Genomic DNA, 16970 nt, shown 5'->3' on the forward strand with positions numbered 1-16970 from the left:
CGGGAAGGTTCAGGACAGGGCGTCCTGAACCAGCTTTTCCTGCTGGGCGGCATGGACGCCCGGTAGCCCAGTTGCGGGAGAAGCCGCGCTTTCGCGACCAACATAGTCCGGGCGCTGCACGCGATGATTGCAGCCTCGAAGCGCGCGTTCGATGCGACGATCCACGAAAATCCAGGCGCCGTTGTTCTGCGGCTCTTCCTGACACCACAGGACCTGTTCCGCTTCCGGATGACGGGCGAGTTGCTCCATCAGGGCATGATGCGGGAACGGGTAGAGCTGCTCGACGCGGATGATGGCGACGTCGTCACGGTTCTGGCGCGTCCGTTCGGCAGCGAGATCATAATAGACCTTGCCGGTGCAAAGGATGATACGCCGTGCGCCGTCTTCCTTTGCCGGGTCCGCGATGACGGGCTGGAAGCGCGTGTGCGGCCCCATTTCGTCCAGCATCGAGACCGCATCCTTGTTGCGCAACAGGGATTTGGGCGTGAAGACGACCAGCGGCTTGCGGCAACGGCGGGCGATCTGGCGGCGCAGGGCGTGGAAATAGTTGGCAGGCGTGGTGATGTCGCACACGCGCATATTGTTTTCGGCGCAAAGCTGAAGGATGCGCTCGGGGCGGGCCGAGGAATGCTCCGGGCCGCCGCCTTCATAGCCATGCGGCAGCAGGAGCGTCAGGCCGGAGGTCCGCAGCCACTTGGTTTCGCCCGAGGCAATGAACTGGTCGAGGATGATCTGTGCGCCATTGGCGAAATCGCCAAACTGCGCTTCCCACAGGACCAGGGCTTCCGGATCGCCAAGCGAATAGCCGTATTCGAAGCCGAGGACGGCATATTCCGAGAGCGGTGAGTTCCAGATGTTCAGCGGCGCCTGATGGGGCGCGATATGGGTCAGGGGCGTGTCTTCGCGTCCTGTGTCCTGATCGAACAGGACGGCGTGACGCTGGCTGAACGTGCCGCGACGGCTGTCCTGCCCGGACAGGCGGACGGGATGTCCGTCCATCGACAGGGTGCCGAAAGCGAGGGCCTCGGCTGTGGCCCAGTCGATCGGGCCACCATCGGCGACGGCCTTGCCGCGGGCAATGATCTGTCGGGTCAGGCGCGGGTGAACGGCCAGACCTTCGGGGATCGTGCCGATGGCTTCTCCGACTTCCTGAAGGCGCCTGAGGGGCACGCCGGTCATGGGCTGGATGCGGTCCTGCTCGTCCTGCAGACGTGTCGGATCTTCGGGGCCGTCCAGCCAGTCCGTGCCGTCGGGCTGATAGGTTTTGGATTTTTCGAACTGTTCTTCCAGCCGGCGCTGGAAATGCGCCCACATCTCTTCGACTTCGGCTTCAGTCATGACGCCGGTGCGGATCAGGTGATCGGCATAGAGGCTGCGGGTCGTGGCGCGGGACTGGATGGCGTGGACCATCGCGGGCTGCGTGAAGGCGGGTTCGTCGGCTTCGTTATGGCCATGCCGGCGATAGCAGACGACATCCAGCACGATGTCGGACTGGAACGTGCGACGCCATTCATGCGCCAGGAACGCGCAGCGGGAGACGGCTTCGGGATCGTCGCCATTGACGTGCAGGATGGGGGCCTGAACGGATTTGGCGATGTCTGTGTTGTGCAGGCCGGAATGGGCGTCGGACTGGACGGTGGTGAAGCCGATCTGGTTGTTGATGATGACGTGAACCGTCCCACCCGTCCGGTAGCCTTCCAGCTTCGAGAGGCTGAGGGTTTCGTACACTACGCCCTGTCCCGCGAAGGCCGCGTCCCCATGAACGAGAATGCCCAGATGGTGCTGGCGCTCCCGGTCCTTTTCGCGGTCCTGATCGGCGCGGACGCGACCGAGCACGACCGGGTCCACTGCTTCCAGATGGGACGGGTTGGGCAGGAGCGAAATGCGGACGGTATGGCCGGCGTGTTCGAGCGTGGTGGCGGTGCCGAGATGGTATTTTACGTCGCCCGAACCCTCGATGGTGTCGGGCTTGAAGGAGGCGCCGGCGAATTCGCTGAAAATGGCGGCGAAGGGCTTGCGCAGGATGTTGGCCATCACGTTCAGGCGGCCGCGATGCGGCATGCCGAGCGAGACGGAACGTATGTCATCCTGTGCCGCGGCATCGATCAGGGTGCGCAGGGCCACGATAACGCTTTCGCCGCCCTCAAGGCCGAAGCGACGCATGCCCATGAAGCGCTTCTGGCAGAACTGCTCGAAGCCCTCGGCACGGGTCAGGGCGAGGAGAATGCGCTTCGGGTCCAGTGAGGGGCCGGGGGCCGGATTTTCCAGACGGTCGATCCACCACTGACGCTGGGCCGGGTCCTGAAGATGCATGAACTCGGCGGCAGTCGTGCCGCAATAGGCGCGGCGCAGACGGGCGATCAGATCCCGGTCCGCACCTGGGGGCGTCAGTTCGGGGATGTTGGGTGTGGGAGCGAGGCCGAGTGGGTCCAGCGCTGCGATCGAATGTCCGCGCAGGCGATAGGCGAATTTCAGGCTCTCGGCACTGGCATCGCTCTGATCAGCCGTATCCGCGCCGGTCAGGCGGTCGGAGCCGAGGGTCTCGAACAGGGACGCGAAAGCCGGGTCCACGGAGGCCGGGTCGTGCTGCCAGCGTGTGTGCAGCTCCGCCAGATAGACGGTGTTTTCGCCATTGATGGCGTCCCGGTCATCATGATGGTCGCCCATGAACTCGTCTCCTGTGTCCCCGGGGGCCGCGCTCCTGCCGGGGAGAGGCGGGGCCGGGGGCTGTCATATGGCCGCGCAGTTTAGCGGATTGGCAGAAGAGGGCCAATCTCCGCCTGTCCCGAACATCCTTTGTCAGAGACCGAAGCCGCGTTTCATGGCGTCGATCCGGCGTGCGATGGAGCGGGTGGCGACCGGGGTGTCTGTCTGGTCGAAGATATGGCAGGCGCCGGGCACGATTTCCAGTTCTACGGAGATGCCCTGATGGATCAGACGCCGCGCATAGGCGAGATCTTCATCCAGGAACAGGTCCAGCGCGCCGACACACAAATAGACCGGGGGAAGATCGGACAGATCGGTTGCGCGAGCGGGGGCTGCATAGGGCGAGACATCGGCCGAACCGGGGGCTACGGGATTGAGGAGGGCCGTCCACATGAAGGTGTTGCTGGCGCGGGTCCACAGGAACTCGCCCCCGACTGGGGAAGCGTCAGGCTGACCCGTGATCGTGCGGTCGTCGAGTACGGGATAGATGAGGTTCTGGAACAGGAGCGCCGGCCCTTCGCGGTCCCGGGTCAGGAGAGCCAGTCCGGCCGCCAGGCCGCCGCCTGCGCTCTCGCCGGTCAGGCCGATGCGGGCGGGATCAATCCCGAGGGTGTCGGCGTTGCGCGTGATCCAGCACAGCGTCGTGTAGGCGTCTTCGATGGCGGCCGGAAACGGGTGTTCCGGGGTGAGGCGGTAATCCGGGGAGATGACCACGCAGTCCAGTTCCTGTGCGAACTGGCAGAGCTGCGTCGTGGTGAGTTCGGGCTGGCCGGCGAAATAGCCGCCGCCATGCAGATGCAGGAGCGCCCGGCGCGGGCCTGTGGCCTCCTTGCGGGGACGGACGGTCAGGAGGCGGATGGGGGGTGCGTTTTCCGTGCCGGGAATGTTCAGACGCTCAAGGATGACGGGATAGTCTTCGGCCTGAAGAAAGGATTGTCCGGCAGTCTGTTCGAGGCCAGCGCGAAAGGCGGGCAGGGATTCAGCAGAAAGATCGACCGTCGGGATCTCTCCAAGAAGGGGAAGCAGTTCGGGAAGGACGAGGGAGCGTGTGTTCATGAGAGGACGCCTTGGGTCGAGGAAGGGGCGAAAAATGAGGCAGGAAAATCGAGCAGAATTCCAGTGGTCGGACCGCTTGAAGGCAAAAATCTGTTCGTCGTGCCACAAAGTTGCCGCAACTTTTCATGGCTGAGAGTCGTCTAGTCTGGTGACCGGTCCTGAGCCGGCCTTGTTGGGATGGGAGTTTCGCTGATGCGTGCTCTGCTGTTTCTTGCAGTTCTGACGGGAAGTGGTCTTGCGCTGACGGATGTGTCAGCAGGAGCGCAGGAACTGCGTCGGGACGGTCTGTCCGCGCATGCGGTTCTGACGGATGAAGTCAGCCAGTCGGGTGTGGATCACCGTATGCTGGAATGCCGGACCGATCCGCGCCTTCTTCATACGGTCTGGGACGGGCGCGTCTCTGCGCAGCCGGGGCCGCATGTCTGTACGGGTGGCGCGAACCGTCTGGGGGCAGGATATGTCCGCTATCTGGCGACGAGCCGGATGGTGAAGGCCCATAAGCCGCTGCGGGGGTAATATTCTTTCGTAAAAGGCAGGTCTCACATGTGTGGAATAGGCCTTGTCGCCGACGTGGGCCGCGTCTAGCCTTCCGCGCCATGAGCAGGATTTCCCTTGATTATGATGCGTTCGAGAGCACGCCCGTTGCGGAAAAACCGTTTCCGCATGTGGTGGTGCCGCATTTCATCGGCAATGACGATCTGAAGGCGGTTGTCTCGGAGTTGCCGGAGATGAAATCCGGCGGCTCTTTTCCGCCGGAAGCGCTGAAGCTGACGCCGCGTGTCTCGGCCATGATTGCGGAACTCCAGGGGCCGAAACTCAAGGCGCTGGTGGCCGAGAAATTCGGGCTGGATCTGGCGGATGCGCCAACCATGCTGACAATGCGCGGGCGCACGCGGGAAAAGGACGGGCGGATCCATCGGGATTCGGAGGCCAAGCTGGTCACGATCCTGCTGTATCTCAATCCGCGTGGTGAGGACTGGGCGTCGCGCGATGGCTGTCTGCGGCTGCTGAACGGGCCGGATGATGTCGAGGATTTCGACGTCGAGGTGACGCCGGCGGAAGGGACGCTTCTGGTGTTCCCGAACGGTCCGGCAACCTGGCACGGGCACCGGCAGTTCGTGGGAACACGGTATGCGATCCAGCTCAACTACATGGCGACGGGGCGCAAGGCCCGCTACGAACTGCGGCGGCACCGTTTGTCGGCGCTTTTAAAGCGTCTGCCCTTTTCGGGCTGATTTTCAGGGAACGGGAAAAGATCATGGGTTATCGGGTTGCGGTTGTTGGCGCCACGGGTGCGGTGGGGCGTGAACTGCTGCGAATTCTGGCGGAGCGGGACTTTCCGGTCGATGAAGTTGTGGCGCTGGCCTCTCCGCGGTCGGCCGGGCGTGAGATTTCTTTCGGGGACAAGAAAGTCCTGAAGGTCCAGAACCTCGAGACGTTCGACTTCAAGGGCTGGGATATTGCGCTGTTTTCGCCGGGCGGAGCGATTTCGGCCGTCTATGCGCCGAAGGCTGCGGCTGCGGGCTGTGTGGTGATCGACAACACGTCGCATTTCCGCATGGAACCGGGCGTGCCGCTGATCGTGCCGGAAGTAAACGCGGCAGCGATTGGCAAGGCGAGCCGTGGCATCATCGCCAACCCGAACTGCTCGACCGCGCAGATGCTGGTGGCGCTCAAGCCGCTGCATGATCTGTTCCGGATCAAGCGCATCGTGGTCTCGACCTATCAGGCCGTTTCGGGCGCCGGCAAGGACGGCATGGACGAACTGTTCGCCCAGACCAAGGGCACGTTCGTCAACGATCCGCCGACGGTCGCGCAGTTCACCAAGCAGATCGCTTTCAACGTTATTCCCCATATCGACCGTTTCATGGATGACGGTGCGACCAAGGAAGAGTGGAAGATGGCCGTCGAGACCCGCAAGATCATGGACCCGGACATCAAGGTCCTGGCGACCTGCGTGCGCGTACCGGTGTTCATCGGACATTCCGAGGCCATCAGCATCGAGTGCGAGAAGCCGGTTGATCTGAAGAAGGCCCGTGAGGCGCTCCGCAAGGCGCCGGGCGTGATCCTGCGGGACGAGCGCGAAGACGGCGGCTACGTCACGCCGATCGAATGTGTGGGTGAGGATGCGACGTATGTGTCCCGTCTGCGGATCGATCCGTCCGTTGAGAACGGTCTGGCGCTGTGGTGCGTCTCCGACAATCTGCGCAAGGGTGCGGCCCTCAATGCGGTCCAGATTGCGGAAAGCATTGTCGAGCAGGGACTTCTGAAGGATGGGCAGCTGTTCCGTCGCAATGAAGTGCCGGATGAAGACGAAGACTGAGCGATGACGTCATCCCGTACCGAGACGGTTCTTGCGGCCAATGAGGATATCGAGCGCCTGTCGCTCGATGTTCTTCTGGACCGGCTTCTGACGTCCCAGAAGGCGGCTCTGGACCGGGTTGGCGAGGCATTGCCGTCCATCGAGCGGACCGTCGAGGCCGCTGTGCCCCGGCTTCAGGCGGGGGGGCGGCTGGTCTATGCGGGGGCTGGAACGTCCGGGCGGATCGGATTGCAGGACGGTGTTGAACTGACGCCGACCTTTGGTCTGGCTCCGGAGAAGCTGGTTCTGCTGTTGGCCGGTGGTGCTGGGGCGACGACGCAGGCCGCCGAGGGCGCGGAGGACCGGGAAGATCAGGCGCGGCTTGATCTGATGGAACATCATCCGAACGAACATGACGTGGTGATCGGCGTCGCGGCCAGTGGCAACACGCCCTATACCTGCGCCATCGTTCAGTTCGGGCGGGAAGTGGGCGCGCTGACGATCGGTGTCGGCGGGAATCCGGAATCACGTCTGCTTCGGGAAGCAGAACTCGGGATCTGTATTCCGACGGGTGCCGAGGTTCTGGCGGGCTCCACGCGCATGGCCGCCGGGACCGCGCAGAAAGTCACGCTGAACCTGTTTTCCACGGCGCTGATGACGCGGCTGGGGCATGTCTATCGCGGTCGCATGGTGGATATGCGCATCAGTAATGACAAGCTTCAGGCCCGGGCGGAGCGGATGGTCATGGAACTGGCCGGCGGAACGGCCGAAGAGGCGCGTGAAGCCCTGAAACTGGCGCAGGGGAATACGAAACGCGCTGTTCTGGTGCGGCGAGGGGTGGCGCTGGCAGACATCGAGCCGCTTCTGGAGCGGTGTCAGGGCCATCTGCATCTGGCGCTTGCGGAGCTTTGAGCGCGGCACAAAACACAGACGCGTCCGGGATGGTCTGGGCGCTCGGGCTGATGAGCGGCACGTCCCTGGACGGGGTGGATGCTGCTCTGATCGAAACGGATGGCGTGCGCATCGGACGGATAGGGCCGTCCCTGACAGTGCCTTACAGCCCGGAGCTGCGCGGCCGGACCCGCGAGCTGCTGGATCGTGCGGCTGGCCTTGCTCCTGATGATGCCGAAGTGCTGGCTGTCACGCGGGAGCTGACTCTCCGGCATGTGGATGCCGTGCGTCTGCTGCGCGAAAAGGCGCCGGGTCTGGAGCCTGCCGTCATAGGCTTTCATGGTCAGACCATTCTGCATCAGCCGGAACGTGGCCGGAGCTGGCAGATCGGCGATGCCCGGCTGCTTCAGGATCTCTGCGGTGTTCCGGTCGTCCATGATTTCCGGTCACGTGATCTGGAAAACGGCGGGGAAGGTGCACCATTGGTGCCGGTGTTTCACGCGGCCCTGCTTCATCAGGAAGTGCGGCCCGTGGCCGTTCTCAACATTGGCGGGGTCGCCAATGTGACGGTTCTGGGCCAGCAGGAGCCAAACGGACAGCGGGGCGTCTGGGCCTGTGATACCGGGCCGGGCAATGCCCTTCTGGATGACTGGGCGCTTCAGCATACTGGCCAGCCCTGTGATTTTGGGGGCGCTCTGGCAGCGTCAGGGGCGGTCCATCAGGATGTTCTGGAAAGGCTTCTGGCCATTCCGTATTTCGCGCGTCCCATGCCCAAATCGCTCGACAGGCTGAGTTTCCACCCTGAAGCCATGGCATGTGTACGGGATCTGTCTGCGGCAGATGGCGCTGCAACGCTGGCGTCCTTTACGGTCGAGGCAGTGGCAGGGACAACGTTTCCGGTACGGCCGGAGGGATGGTTCGTCGCGGGAGGCGGCCGTCACAATCCGGTACTGATGGACGGGTTAAACCATCGTCTGGGAAATGTGGCATCTGTGGATGTGCTGGGGTGGGACGGGGACGCCCTTGAAGCGCAGTGTTTCGGCCTTCTGGCCATGCGCTTTCTGCGGGGGCTGCCCTCCTCTTGGCCGGGAACGACCGGTGTCAGGCAGCCCTGCATTGCGGGAAGAGCCGTCTGACGGCCTCCCCGCAGGTCTGAGCGGGATCAGACGGAGGCAAGTTCCGGCCAGCCGGTTTCCGGGCGGTCGAGATGCTTCAGAAGGTCATGGTCCGGCGTGTTGACGAGGTCCTTGACCAGCGTCTTGAAGAGCTTCTTTGCCGTCGGCTTGTCGAGATGCTCGCGGATTTCGTGCGAAGCCTGAGCCGGAGCGACAAGGAGGATGCCTTCAACGTCGCTGTTCTGTGCAGCCTTGTTGATATGGGCGGCCAGATCGCGCGTGAAGTGCTCCTTGAGCTGCTCGTGCGGGTTTTCGCGCGGCGCCTTGATGGAGCCGACATCCGTTTCCGCATTGGAACCCTTGTGCAGGTCGAAGCTTGCAATGGTGCGCAGCTGTGCCCCTTCGAGGCGCAGGAAGCGGGCTTTTTCGCCGTCAGCAACAACGTAAATGACGGGATCCTGTGTAGCCATGTCTGGAAAACCTTGTTTCAAAATCAGATGGTGTGTCTGTAACAGCTTCGAGATGGGATGGTTGCCTGCAGACGACAAGATCATGCAGAGTCGTATTCTTCTAACCCGTTGAAAGAATTTGGATATTTCATTTCTTTGAATGTTTTTTGAAGAATTCCGAATTTTTTTGTTGAAACGCGGGGAGGATGTGCTCAATCTCTGAATCGAGCCTACCAGAAAATCTTTTCCAAAGGCTCAAAGGAGGCAAGTATGGCTCTGACGAATACTCTTCTGCCGTATGTTGGTCCCATGACCGTCGCTGTTGCGGTGTTTGCCTATACTTTGCTGCAAGGGACCCGGAAACCGGATGTTTCCTATGCGAAGGTAAGGCATCGACGATAGCGTCCCGCAAGGGGCGCGTATCTCCAGACGCTTTCCCTCTTTCCTAAGTCGGTGCCCGGTTCCACAGTAGAGGGCACTATGGCATTTCTTCACAAAACACCCCGTATCGCTCCTCCGCCAGAAGGCCGGACCGGTATTCTCCTTATCAATCTCGGAACGCCTGATGACACAGGCTATTTTTCGGTAAGGCGATACCTGAGCGAATTTCTCTCTGACCGTCGCGTCATTGAGAGTCCCCCCCTGATCTGGCAGCCCATTCTGCAGAGCATCATCCTGACAAAACGTCCCTTTGCCAGCGGCGCAAATTACGCGCGGATCTGGCACAAGGAAGAAAATGCCTCGCCATTGCGGGTCTATACGCGCAGGCAGGCCGAGGGGCTGGCTGAACGTCTCCGTGCTGATGGTGTACCTGTCGAATGGGGCATGCGCTATGGCTGCCCATCCGTCGCGAAGGCTGTTGAGAGCCTGATGGATCAGGGCTGTGACCGGATTATCAGCATCGCGCTGTATCCGCAGTATTCCGCCACGACGACCGCGACCGCCAACGACCAGCTTTTCCGCGCGCTCATGCGCCTGCGTCGTCAGCCAGCCGTTCTGACTGTTCCGTCTTTCCCGGATCATCCTGCTTTCATACGCGCCCTCGAGACGTCCGTGCAGGACACGCTTGCGGGTCTGAGCTTCAAACCGCAGCAGATCGTGGCGTCGTTTCATGGCCTTCCCAAGACCTGTATCGAAAAGGGCGACACCTATCGCGATGAGTGCGAGCGCACTATTTCGGCCCTACGTCAGGCGCTGGGGCTGAGTGAGGAGCAGATGCCCCTGACGTTCCAGTCCCGTTTCGGACCGCTGGAATGGGTCCAGCCTTATACGGCACCGTTCGTCAAAGCCCTGCCAGCCCAGGGAATCACAAAGATTGCCGTCATCATGCCAGGCTTCATGGTGGATTGTCTTGAGACGCTGGATGAGATCGGAAACGAACTTCGGGAAGAATTCATGGAAGCGGGGGGTGAAGAGTTTGCCCTTGTGCCGTGCCTGAACGACTCGAAAGGAGCGATCGATCTTCTTGAAGACCTGTCCCGCTCTGCCATGGCAGGCTTTCAGCGCGGCTGAGCTTTCCCGCTTTTCAGCTTTCATCAGAACCCCACCCGCCATCGGGTGGGGTTTTTTGTAATCCCGGGACCGGAAAGAGGGGCAGATTTTATTTAGCTTGCATTGCGCGCAGCTTTTTCCTATAACTGTGGCAACGAGCCATAAAACATGGTCAAAAACCGGTTCAGAACGCAATTTCACAGAATGATTTCCATAAAGGCCACTCCCTTGGGGAGCGGCCTTTTTTTGTTGCGTATGTCAGAAGCGAGACACGTTTTCCTGCGCAAATATTACGGCTCAGGACAGGATTTCGACCGTCTCTTCTGTTCGGTTTCCATTAACCGGTGTTCTTCCGGTTACTGGAAACCGTCTGATTCTTTTTCATTTTCAGTTACGGGAAAAATCATGAACGCTGTTTCCAGCACGCAGAGCGCAATCCAGTCGGGTTCGCGCTGGACGATCGCTGACGCGATGAAGATTCATACCGATGATCCGACGACGACCATGCCGGTCATCGATTATGCTTTCCCGGTCATCGATTCCGATGTGTGGCAGTGGGATACCTGGCTGCTGCGCGACATTCACGGCAAGACCGTGACCTTCAAGGGCTGGTACGTCATGTTCGCCCTCGTGGCCGACCGCTCCGCAACGGGCGATACGGTTGAGGGCTGGCACAGCCGCAACAACTATTCCTATATCGGCTACTACTACAGCCGCACCGGCAATGGCGCGGACTGGAAGTTCGGCGGTCGTGTCATCAAGGAAGGCGCCAACTCCCGTAGCTGGGAATGGTCTGGCTGCGCGGTCATGCGCGAGAACAGCGGCAGTACGGTCGATCTGTTCTACACCTCCGTCAATGACATCCCGTCCGAGTCCGTTCCGTCCTACACGACGGGCCGTATCCTCGCGGATGCCAACGGCGTGTGGTTCGAGGGTTTCGATGTCTGCACGGATATGTTCCAGGCGGATGGCGTGAACTACGCCAACATCGTCGAGGACCAGTACTGGGACTTCCGTGATCCGCACATCTTCCGTAACCCGGACGACAACCAGATCTACGCCCTGTTCGAAGGCAATGTGCCGGGCATGCGCGGTGACTTCACCATCGGCTCCGACGAGAGGGGCCTCGTGCCGCCGGCTACGACCGTTCCGGCCGGTGCGCAGTATGGCGCCGCCGCCATCGGTATTGCCCGTCTGAAATCCGACTCCACCAAGGGTGATTTCTCACAGTGGGAAATGCTGCCGGCGCTTGTCACCGCGCTCGGCGTCAATGACCAGACGGAACGCCCCCATGTCGTGTTCCAGGACGGTCTGACCTATCTGTTCACGATCTCCCATCACTCTACCTTCACCGGCAACAGCACGGGTCCGGATGGCGTGTATGGCTTCGTGTCGCGCAACGGTATTTTCGGCCCGTATGCTCCGCTGAACGGCTCCGGCCTCGTGCTCGGCAATCCCTCTTCGGCGCCGTACGAGACCTACTCGCACTTCGTCGATCCTGCCGGTTACGTGCAGTCCTTCATCGACACCCTGCCGCAGCCCGGTTCGGCTGATCCGCAGAATCCGGAAACCTATCGCATCGGTGGCACGCTGGCGCCGACCGTGAAGATCGTTCTCGACGGTGAGCGGACCTTCCTGACGGAAGTTCATGCCTATGGTCAGGTCTACGCCCAGGGCGTCTGGCCGACCTCTTCGGCCTGGGACAAGCGTTCCTGAAGCCGTTTTGCCCTCTCCCGAAAGGGGGAGGGCATTTTTCTGCGTTTCAGGCGCAGAAATGCTCTGGCCTGAGGCCAAGAAACTGTATCAGCGATTTCTGGAAAAATTATCGGCTGGTCGGAGTGAGAGGATTCGAACCTCCGGCCCCTGCGTCCCGAACACAGTGCTCTACCAGGCTGAGCTACACTCCGGCCGACGGCGCTTCTCCTACAGGGGTTAACGCTTTCCTGCAAGGGGGCCAGAGCGAAAAATCAGAGAATGAGTGCCGTTCGGGTGATATCCCGCCACGACCAGAGGACGGTACGGGCCTGCCCCTGAAGGTTCCAGACCGGCAGAAGCCCTACGCCGCCTTCAGCAACGCTGACCCGTGAGTCGGCGGAATTGTCGCGGTTGTCGCCCATGACGAACAGATGACCGGCAGGGACCGTGAAAGGCGCAATGTTATCCAGTTCGCCATCCTGCGAAAGTTTAAGGATGTTGTGATGCACATTCCCCGGCAGGATCTCGTCATAGCGTTCCGCCGGAAGCCAGACGCCTCTGCGGTTCTCCTCGCGGGCAGGGCCCATGTCCTTCCATGGTAGTTCGGTCCCATTCAGGACGACATGTCCGTGGACGAGCGCGATCCTGTCACCGGGAAGGCCGATGACGCGCTTGATCCAGGTCTGACGCAGATTGGCCGGTGCCCGGAACACGACGACGTCTCCGCGGCGGGGCAGATGCCCGAAGAGGCGTCCTCCGCTGCTGTCATGCGGCTTCAGGGCATGACCGAAGGGCAGGTTGGCCGTGCTGAGACCATAAGAGGGCACAACGACACCGATCTGGTCCCCGATCATCAGTGTCGGCTCCATCGAAGCCGAGGGTACGATGTAGGCGGCAGCAAGGGCACTATGAATGGTCAGGAAGCCCAGAAGGACGGGCAGGCAGGACAGGATGTCTCGGGCGAACTTACGCAGGGTCATGATGGGTGTCTCCGTGCCTTGGAGAGTGCCTGATGGGCGCCGGAGAGCCAGTTAAACCTCTGTCAGGTCCTGTCATGAAAAAAGGGGCGTCCCGTTATGGGGTGCCCCTTTTTTGCCGTTTCAGGAACAGGACGCCTTACAGCGCCTTTTCAAGTTCCGGCAGGACTTCAAACAGATCGCCCACGATACCGTAATCGGCGACCTTGAAGATCGGCGCTTCCGGATCGGCATTGATCGCCACGATGACGCGGCTGTCCTTCATGCCGGCCAGATGCTGGATCGCCCCCGACAGGCCCACGGCGATGTAGAGTTCCGGCGCCACGATCTTGCCGGTCTGTCCGACCTGCATCTCGTTCGGGGCAAAGCCGGAATCCACAGCCGCACGCGATGCGCCAATGGCGGCGTTCAGCTTGTCAGCGATGGGTTCAAGCAGCTTGAAGTTCGCAGCGTCCTTCATGCCCTTGCCGCCGGAAATCACCACGCGGGCGGATTCCAGTTCAGGACGGTCGGATGCGGAAAGCTCGACCTTCACGAAGACGGATTTCTCGCTGGCCGGAGCCTCGACCGTCTCGATGGCAGCGGAGCCACCCTCGGCCGCAACCGGATCGAAATTGGAGCCGCGGATCGTCAGCACCTTGATGCTGTCGGAAGAGCGGACCGTTGCCAGGGCGTTGCCGGCATAGATCGGGCGCACGAACGTGTCGGCGTCCTTGATCTCGACCACATCCGGGATCGGCTGCACGTCCAGCAGGCCCGCCAGACGCGGCAGGATGTTCTTGCCGGTGGCGGAGGCTGCGGCCACGATGTGGCTGTAGTCCTTCGCACGGGCAGCCAGAAGGTCGGCAGCGGGCTCGGCCAGATCATTGACCAGACCCGGCACGCTGAGAACGCGCGTCACACCCGGCAGGGCAGCAGCGGCTTGTGCACCGTCTCCGAACACGATGGCATCGACGGCACCGAAGCGGGAGGCCGCGGCAACAGCCGAACGGGAAGCCTGACGGACTGTGCCGTTTTCGACTTCAATCAGAACAAGAGCGGTCATCAGATCACCTTCGCTTCTGTCTTGAGCTTCTCGACCAGTTCGGCCGCGCTGTTCACCTTCACGCCTTCCTTGCGCTCGGACGGCTCGGCCACGGAGACCACCGTCAGGCGCGAGGCCGTGTCGATACCGAGGCTGTCGATCTCGATCGTCTCAAGCGGCTTCTTGCGGGCCTTCATGATGTTCGGCAGGGAGGCATAGCGCGGCTCATTGAGGCGCAGATCCGCCGTGATCACGGCCGGGAGCGTGAGGGACACGACTTCCGTACCACCATCGATCTCGCGGGCGACTTCGACGCGGCCATCGGCAACCGTCACGGCACTTGCGAACGTGCCCTGCGGCCAGCCAAGCTTGGCGGCCAGAATCTGGCCCGTGGCGTTCATGTCGTCGTCGATCGCCTGCTTGCCCATGCAGATCAGGCCAGCTTCCTCGCGCGTGGCGATGGCCTTGAGCACATTGGCCACGGCGCGCGGCTCAAGCGTGTCGTCCGTACGCACGAGAATGGCGCGGTCGGCACCCATGGCCATGGCCGTGCGCAGGACGTCCTGCGCGGCCTGTGCGCCGATGGTTACGGCCACGACTTCCTTTGCGGCACCCTTTTCACGCAGGCGTACCGCTTCTTCGACCGCAATTTCGTCGAACGGATTCATGGACATTTTCACGCCCTGCGTTTCGACACCGCTGCCATCGGCCGCTACACGTACCTTGACGTTGTAATCGACCACCCGTTTGACTGGGACCAGAACTTTCATCGTCATCTTTCGCTGCTGTCGCCGCCACAAAAACGGGCGCCACCGTAGCGGGACTGACTGAAAAAGTCACATTCCGCTCCGGATGCGCCCGTCTGCGGGAAGAAATTCACATCCCGACGGGATAGTTCGGACCGCCGCCACCTTCGGGCGTGCACCATTCGATGTTCTGCGTCGGATCCTTGATGTCGCAGGTTTTGCAGTGCACGCAGTTCTGGGCGTTGATCCGGAGCTGCCAGGCGTTTTCGCCCGTCTGTTCCTGTTCATACACGCCAGCCGGGCAGTAGCGGCTCTCCGGCGAATCGAACACGTCATGATTGACGGTGCGCCAGATAGCCTCGTTACGCAGCTTGAGGTGAACCGGCTGGTTTTCCTCGTGGTTCGTGCCACTCAGGAAGACCGAACTGACGCGATCGAAGGTGATCTTCCCGTCAGGCTTGGGATACTCGATCTTTTTGCACAGCGAGGCCGGACGCAGCGTTTCGTTATCGGCATGCGGATGATGCAGCGTCCAGGGGGCACGACCGCGCAGGATCATGCTGTCGATGCCGGCATAGATCGCGCCGAGCTTCATGCCCCACTTCGCGAAGGCCGGGCGAATGTTGCGGACGTCGCGCAGTTCGGACCACAGCCAGGACTGGCGGACACGCGCTGTCATGCTGGCGGCTTCCTTTTTGTCCTTTTCCAGAGCCTCGGCAACGGCTTCGGCCGCGATCATGCCGGACTTCATGGCCGTATGCGTGCCCTTGATCTTGGGCACGTTCAGGAAACCCGCCGAATCACCGGCCAGCACACCGCCCGGGAAGGTCAGGCGCGGAATGGACTGGAAGCCACCTTCGGACAGGGCGCGTGCGCCGTAGATCAGACGCTTGCCACCCTCGAAATGCTCCCGGAAGGCCGGGTGCAGCTTGGTGCGCTGCATTTCCTCGAAGGGCGAGAGATAGGTGTTGGCGTAATCGAGGCCGGTCACGAAGCCGAAGCTGACCAGATTTTCCCCGAAATGATAGAGCCAGGCGCCACCATAGGTATGGTCATCGAGCGGCCAGCCAAAGCTGTGCTGCACGAGGCCAGGGCGATGCTTTTCCGCCGGGATTTCCCAGACTTCCTTGACGCCAAGGCCATAGGTCTGCGGGTCGACGCCTTTGCGCAGCCCAAAACGCTTCATGGCATGGCCGGTCAGGGAGCCGCGTGCGCCCTCGGTCAGGATGGTCTGTTTGGCGCGCAGGATCATGCCGGGCGTGAAGTTCGGCCCGTGCTCACCGTTGCGCTCGATACCCATGTCGCCCGTGATGACACCGGCAACGCGGTTGTCTTCAATGAACAGTTCCGCGCCCGAGAACCCCGGATAGATTTCCACCCCAAGGGCTTCGGCCTGTTCGCCAAGCCAGCGGCAGACTTCGCCGAGCGAGACAACGTAGTTCCCGTGATTGGCCATCTGCGGCATCACGCGATCCAGATACGGCACCTCGAACGAGCGCATTTCCGTCAAGAACAGCATCCGCTCTTCCGTCACCTGCGTGCGGAGCGGGGCGTCCAGATCGCGCCAGTTCGGCAGAAGCTCATCAAGCGTGCGCGGCTCGATCACGGCGCCCGAGACGATGTGGGCGCCGATCTCGCTACCTTTTTCGATCAGGCAGATGCCCGCATCCGGCATCAGCTGTTTCAGGCGGATCGCGGCGGAGAGACCGGCGGGACCGCCACCGACCACCACGACATCGAATTCCATTTCTTCGCGTTCGATCTGGGTCATGATGTCAGGAAACTCGCTGAATAACAGGGTTGGAGAGTTCAGGGACGGCGCGTGAAAGTCCAGTAGAATGGCACACGCCCTTCGCGGAAGGCTTTGGCCTCATAGCGCGTGGGCGACCAGCCTTCGGGACGTTCTTTGGCCGGGGGAGGCGCATCGAACAGGTCCTGCTGGCCCATCACTTCCGTGACCCACTCCTGATAGACAGGGTGATCACTGGCGACGCGCCAGATGGCTCCGGGTTTCAGGACGCGGTGCATCTGTCTGATATTTTCCGGATGCACGAAGCGGCGCTTGGCGTGCCGGGCCTTGGGCCACGGGTCCGGGAACATCAGATACGCCCGGTCCAGACATGCATCGGGCATGTCCTTGAGCAGCAGGCGGGCGTCTTCGGCCCAGATGCGGAAATGGGGCGGCGGCGTGGCCGTGTCTTCCTCGCCTTCGGGCACGAGGCGCGAAAGCAGGGAGCACAGACCGTTCTCGAAGACCTCGGAGGCGATATAACCAACATCCGGGTTCAGTTCGGACTGGCCGATGGCATGTTCGCCGCCGCCGAAACCGATTTCGAGAAAGACGCGCGAAACCGCATCGGAGAATCCCGCAGCGGGATTTTCCGGTGAGGTAAAGGAAAGCCGGGGCAGCGCCTTCTCAAGAAGGTGCTGCTGCCGGGCCCGGAGCGGATGGCCGCGCTGACGACCGTAAAGCCGCTCCGGCTGGGGTTTGAGAGACTCGACCAGGGGTTTTCTGCCA

Annotated in this window: 15 protein-coding genes and 1 tRNA gene; 7 read left to right on the top strand and 9 right to left on the bottom strand. The window is 61.7% G+C overall.

Going from position 1 to position 16970, the window contains the following annotated elements; all coding sequences use genetic code 11:
• Positions 1 to 9: 9 nt before the first annotated feature.
• Together GOX01_RS02800 and GOX01_RS02805 are read right to left on the bottom strand one after the other, a co-directional pair.
• Positions 10 to 2667 carry a 2-oxoglutarate dehydrogenase E1 component gene (locus tag GOX01_RS02800; protein ID WP_062269570.1) on the bottom strand — a complete coding sequence of 886 codons (2658 nt, stop codon included), beginning with the start codon at positions 2665 to 2667 and terminating at the stop codon, positions 10 to 12.
• A gap of 132 nt (positions 2668 to 2799) precedes the next feature.
• Positions 2800 to 3762: an alpha/beta hydrolase gene (locus tag GOX01_RS02805; protein ID WP_062269573.1), complete on the bottom strand. Its 963-nt coding sequence runs from the start codon at positions 3760 to 3762 to the stop codon at positions 2800 to 2802.
• A gap of 192 nt (positions 3763 to 3954) precedes the next feature.
• Here GOX01_RS02805 and GOX01_RS02810 point away from each other — a divergent pair, with 192 nt between their 5' ends.
• From GOX01_RS02810 to GOX01_RS02830, 5 genes are all read left to right on the top strand, one after another.
• On the top strand, positions 3955 to 4278 hold the full coding sequence (locus GOX01_RS02810) for a hypothetical protein (RefSeq protein ID WP_011252449.1): 324 nt from the start codon (positions 3955 to 3957) through the stop codon (positions 4276 to 4278).
• A gap of 80 nt (positions 4279 to 4358) precedes the next feature.
• On the top strand, positions 4359 to 4997 hold the full coding sequence (locus GOX01_RS02815; RefSeq protein WP_024716691.1) for a 2OG-Fe(II) oxygenase family protein: 639 nt from the start codon (positions 4359 to 4361) through the stop codon (positions 4995 to 4997).
• 23 nt (positions 4998 to 5020) lie between these two features.
• Complete coding sequence (locus GOX01_RS02820) at positions 5021 to 6085, top strand: aspartate-semialdehyde dehydrogenase (protein WP_011252447.1); 1065 nt, start codon at positions 5021 to 5023, stop codon at positions 6083 to 6085.
• Between the two features lie 3 nt (positions 6086 to 6088).
• Positions 6089 to 6976 (top strand): N-acetylmuramic acid 6-phosphate etherase, encoded by an 888-nt coding sequence (locus tag GOX01_RS02825; protein ID WP_011252446.1) that lies wholly within the window; start codon positions 6089 to 6091, stop codon positions 6974 to 6976.
• 29 nt (positions 6977 to 7005) lie between these two features.
• Positions 7006 to 8091: an anhydro-N-acetylmuramic acid kinase gene (locus GOX01_RS02830; RefSeq protein ID WP_011252445.1), complete on the top strand. Its 1086-nt coding sequence runs from the start codon at positions 7006 to 7008 to the stop codon at positions 8089 to 8091.
• A gap of 26 nt (positions 8092 to 8117) precedes the next feature.
• Here the strand turns inward: GOX01_RS02830 and GOX01_RS02835 are convergent, their stop codons facing one another.
• A complete protein-coding gene (locus GOX01_RS02835; protein WP_011252444.1) occupies positions 8118 to 8540 on the bottom strand; it encodes a host attachment protein in 423 nt (140 codons plus the stop codon).
• 459 nt (positions 8541 to 8999) lie between these two features.
• On the opposite strand from GOX01_RS02835, the gene hemH reads away from it, so the two are divergent.
• Entirely contained in the window at positions 9000 to 10031 is a 1032-nt protein-coding gene (gene hemH, locus GOX01_RS02840) for a ferrochelatase (RefSeq protein ID WP_011252443.1), read from the top strand.
• 384 nt (positions 10032 to 10415) lie between these two features.
• Positions 10416 to 11726: a glycoside hydrolase family 68 protein gene (locus GOX01_RS02845; protein ID WP_062269575.1), complete on the top strand. Its 1311-nt coding sequence runs from the start codon at positions 10416 to 10418 to the stop codon at positions 11724 to 11726.
• Between the two features lie 114 nt (positions 11727 to 11840).
• On the opposite strand, the gene GOX01_RS02850 is transcribed toward GOX01_RS02845, so the two are convergent.
• The 6 genes from GOX01_RS02850 to trmB all read right to left on the bottom strand — a co-directional run bounded on the left by GOX01_RS02850 (position 11841) and on the right by trmB (position 16957).
• Positions 11841 to 11917 (bottom strand) — tRNA-Pro (locus GOX01_RS02850).
• Positions 11918 to 11977: 60 nt separating this feature from the next.
• Positions 11978 to 12685: a signal peptidase I gene (gene lepB / locus GOX01_RS02855; protein ID WP_011252441.1), complete on the bottom strand. Its 708-nt coding sequence runs from the start codon at positions 12683 to 12685 to the stop codon at positions 11978 to 11980.
• A gap of 136 nt (positions 12686 to 12821) precedes the next feature.
• Positions 12822 to 13727, bottom strand: a complete 906-nt coding sequence (locus GOX01_RS02860) for an FAD-binding protein (protein ID WP_011252440.1) — start codon at positions 13725 to 13727, stop codon at positions 12822 to 12824.
• On the bottom strand, positions 13727 to 14476 hold the full coding sequence (locus GOX01_RS02865) for an electron transfer flavoprotein subunit beta/FixA family protein (protein WP_062269577.1): 750 nt from the start codon (positions 14474 to 14476) through the stop codon (positions 13727 to 13729). Before GOX01_RS02865 ends, GOX01_RS02860 begins: the two co-directional genes overlap by 1 nt.
• Before the next feature lie 106 nt (positions 14477 to 14582).
• Positions 14583 to 16223 (bottom strand): electron transfer flavoprotein-ubiquinone oxidoreductase, encoded by a 1641-nt coding sequence (locus GOX01_RS02870; protein ID WP_062269579.1) that lies wholly within the window; start codon positions 16221 to 16223, stop codon positions 14583 to 14585.
• Positions 16224 to 16261: 38 nt separating this feature from the next.
• Entirely contained in the window at positions 16262 to 16957 is a 696-nt protein-coding gene (gene trmB, locus GOX01_RS02875; protein ID WP_080504733.1) for a tRNA (guanine(46)-N(7))-methyltransferase TrmB, read from the bottom strand.
• Between the last annotated feature and the right edge of the window lie 13 nt (positions 16958 to 16970).

Source organism: Gluconobacter oxydans (genome assembly GCF_006539685.1).
Taxonomy (GTDB): Bacteria; Pseudomonadota; Alphaproteobacteria; order Acetobacterales; family Acetobacteraceae; genus Gluconobacter; species Gluconobacter oxydans.

Coding starts and splice junctions, on each gene's coding strand:
- GOX01_RS02800 (WP_062269570.1), bottom strand. CDS start 2,667: ATGGGCGACCATCATGATGACCGGGACGCCATCAATGGCGAAAACACC.
- GOX01_RS02805 (WP_062269573.1), bottom strand. CDS start 3,762: ATGAACACACGCTCCCTCGTCCTTCCCGAACTGCTTCCCCTTCTTGGA.
- GOX01_RS02810 (WP_011252449.1), top strand. CDS start 3,955: ATGCGTGCTCTGCTGTTTCTTGCAGTTCTGACGGGAAGTGGTCTTGCG.
- GOX01_RS02815 (WP_024716691.1), top strand. CDS start 4,359: ATGAGCAGGATTTCCCTTGATTATGATGCGTTCGAGAGCACGCCCGTT.
- GOX01_RS02820 (WP_011252447.1), top strand. CDS start 5,021: ATGGGTTATCGGGTTGCGGTTGTTGGCGCCACGGGTGCGGTGGGGCGT.
- GOX01_RS02825 (WP_011252446.1), top strand. CDS start 6,089: ATGACGTCATCCCGTACCGAGACGGTTCTTGCGGCCAATGAGGATATC.
- GOX01_RS02830 (WP_011252445.1), top strand. CDS start 7,006: ATGGTCTGGGCGCTCGGGCTGATGAGCGGCACGTCCCTGGACGGGGTG.
- GOX01_RS02835 (WP_011252444.1), bottom strand. CDS start 8,540: ATGGCTACACAGGATCCCGTCATTTACGTTGTTGCTGACGGCGAAAAA.
- hemH (WP_011252443.1), top strand. CDS start 9,000: ATGGCATTTCTTCACAAAACACCCCGTATCGCTCCTCCGCCAGAAGGC.
- GOX01_RS02845 (WP_062269575.1), top strand. CDS start 10,416: ATGAACGCTGTTTCCAGCACGCAGAGCGCAATCCAGTCGGGTTCGCGC.
- lepB (WP_011252441.1), bottom strand. CDS start 12,685: ATGACCCTGCGTAAGTTCGCCCGAGACATCCTGTCCTGCCTGCCCGTC.
- GOX01_RS02860 (WP_011252440.1), bottom strand. CDS start 13,727: ATGACCGCTCTTGTTCTGATTGAAGTCGAAAACGGCACAGTCCGTCAG.
- GOX01_RS02865 (WP_062269577.1), bottom strand. CDS start 14,476: ATGAAAGTTCTGGTCCCAGTCAAACGGGTGGTCGATTACAACGTCAAG.
- GOX01_RS02870 (WP_062269579.1), bottom strand. CDS start 16,223: ATGACCCAGATCGAACGCGAAGAAATGGAATTCGATGTCGTGGTGGTC.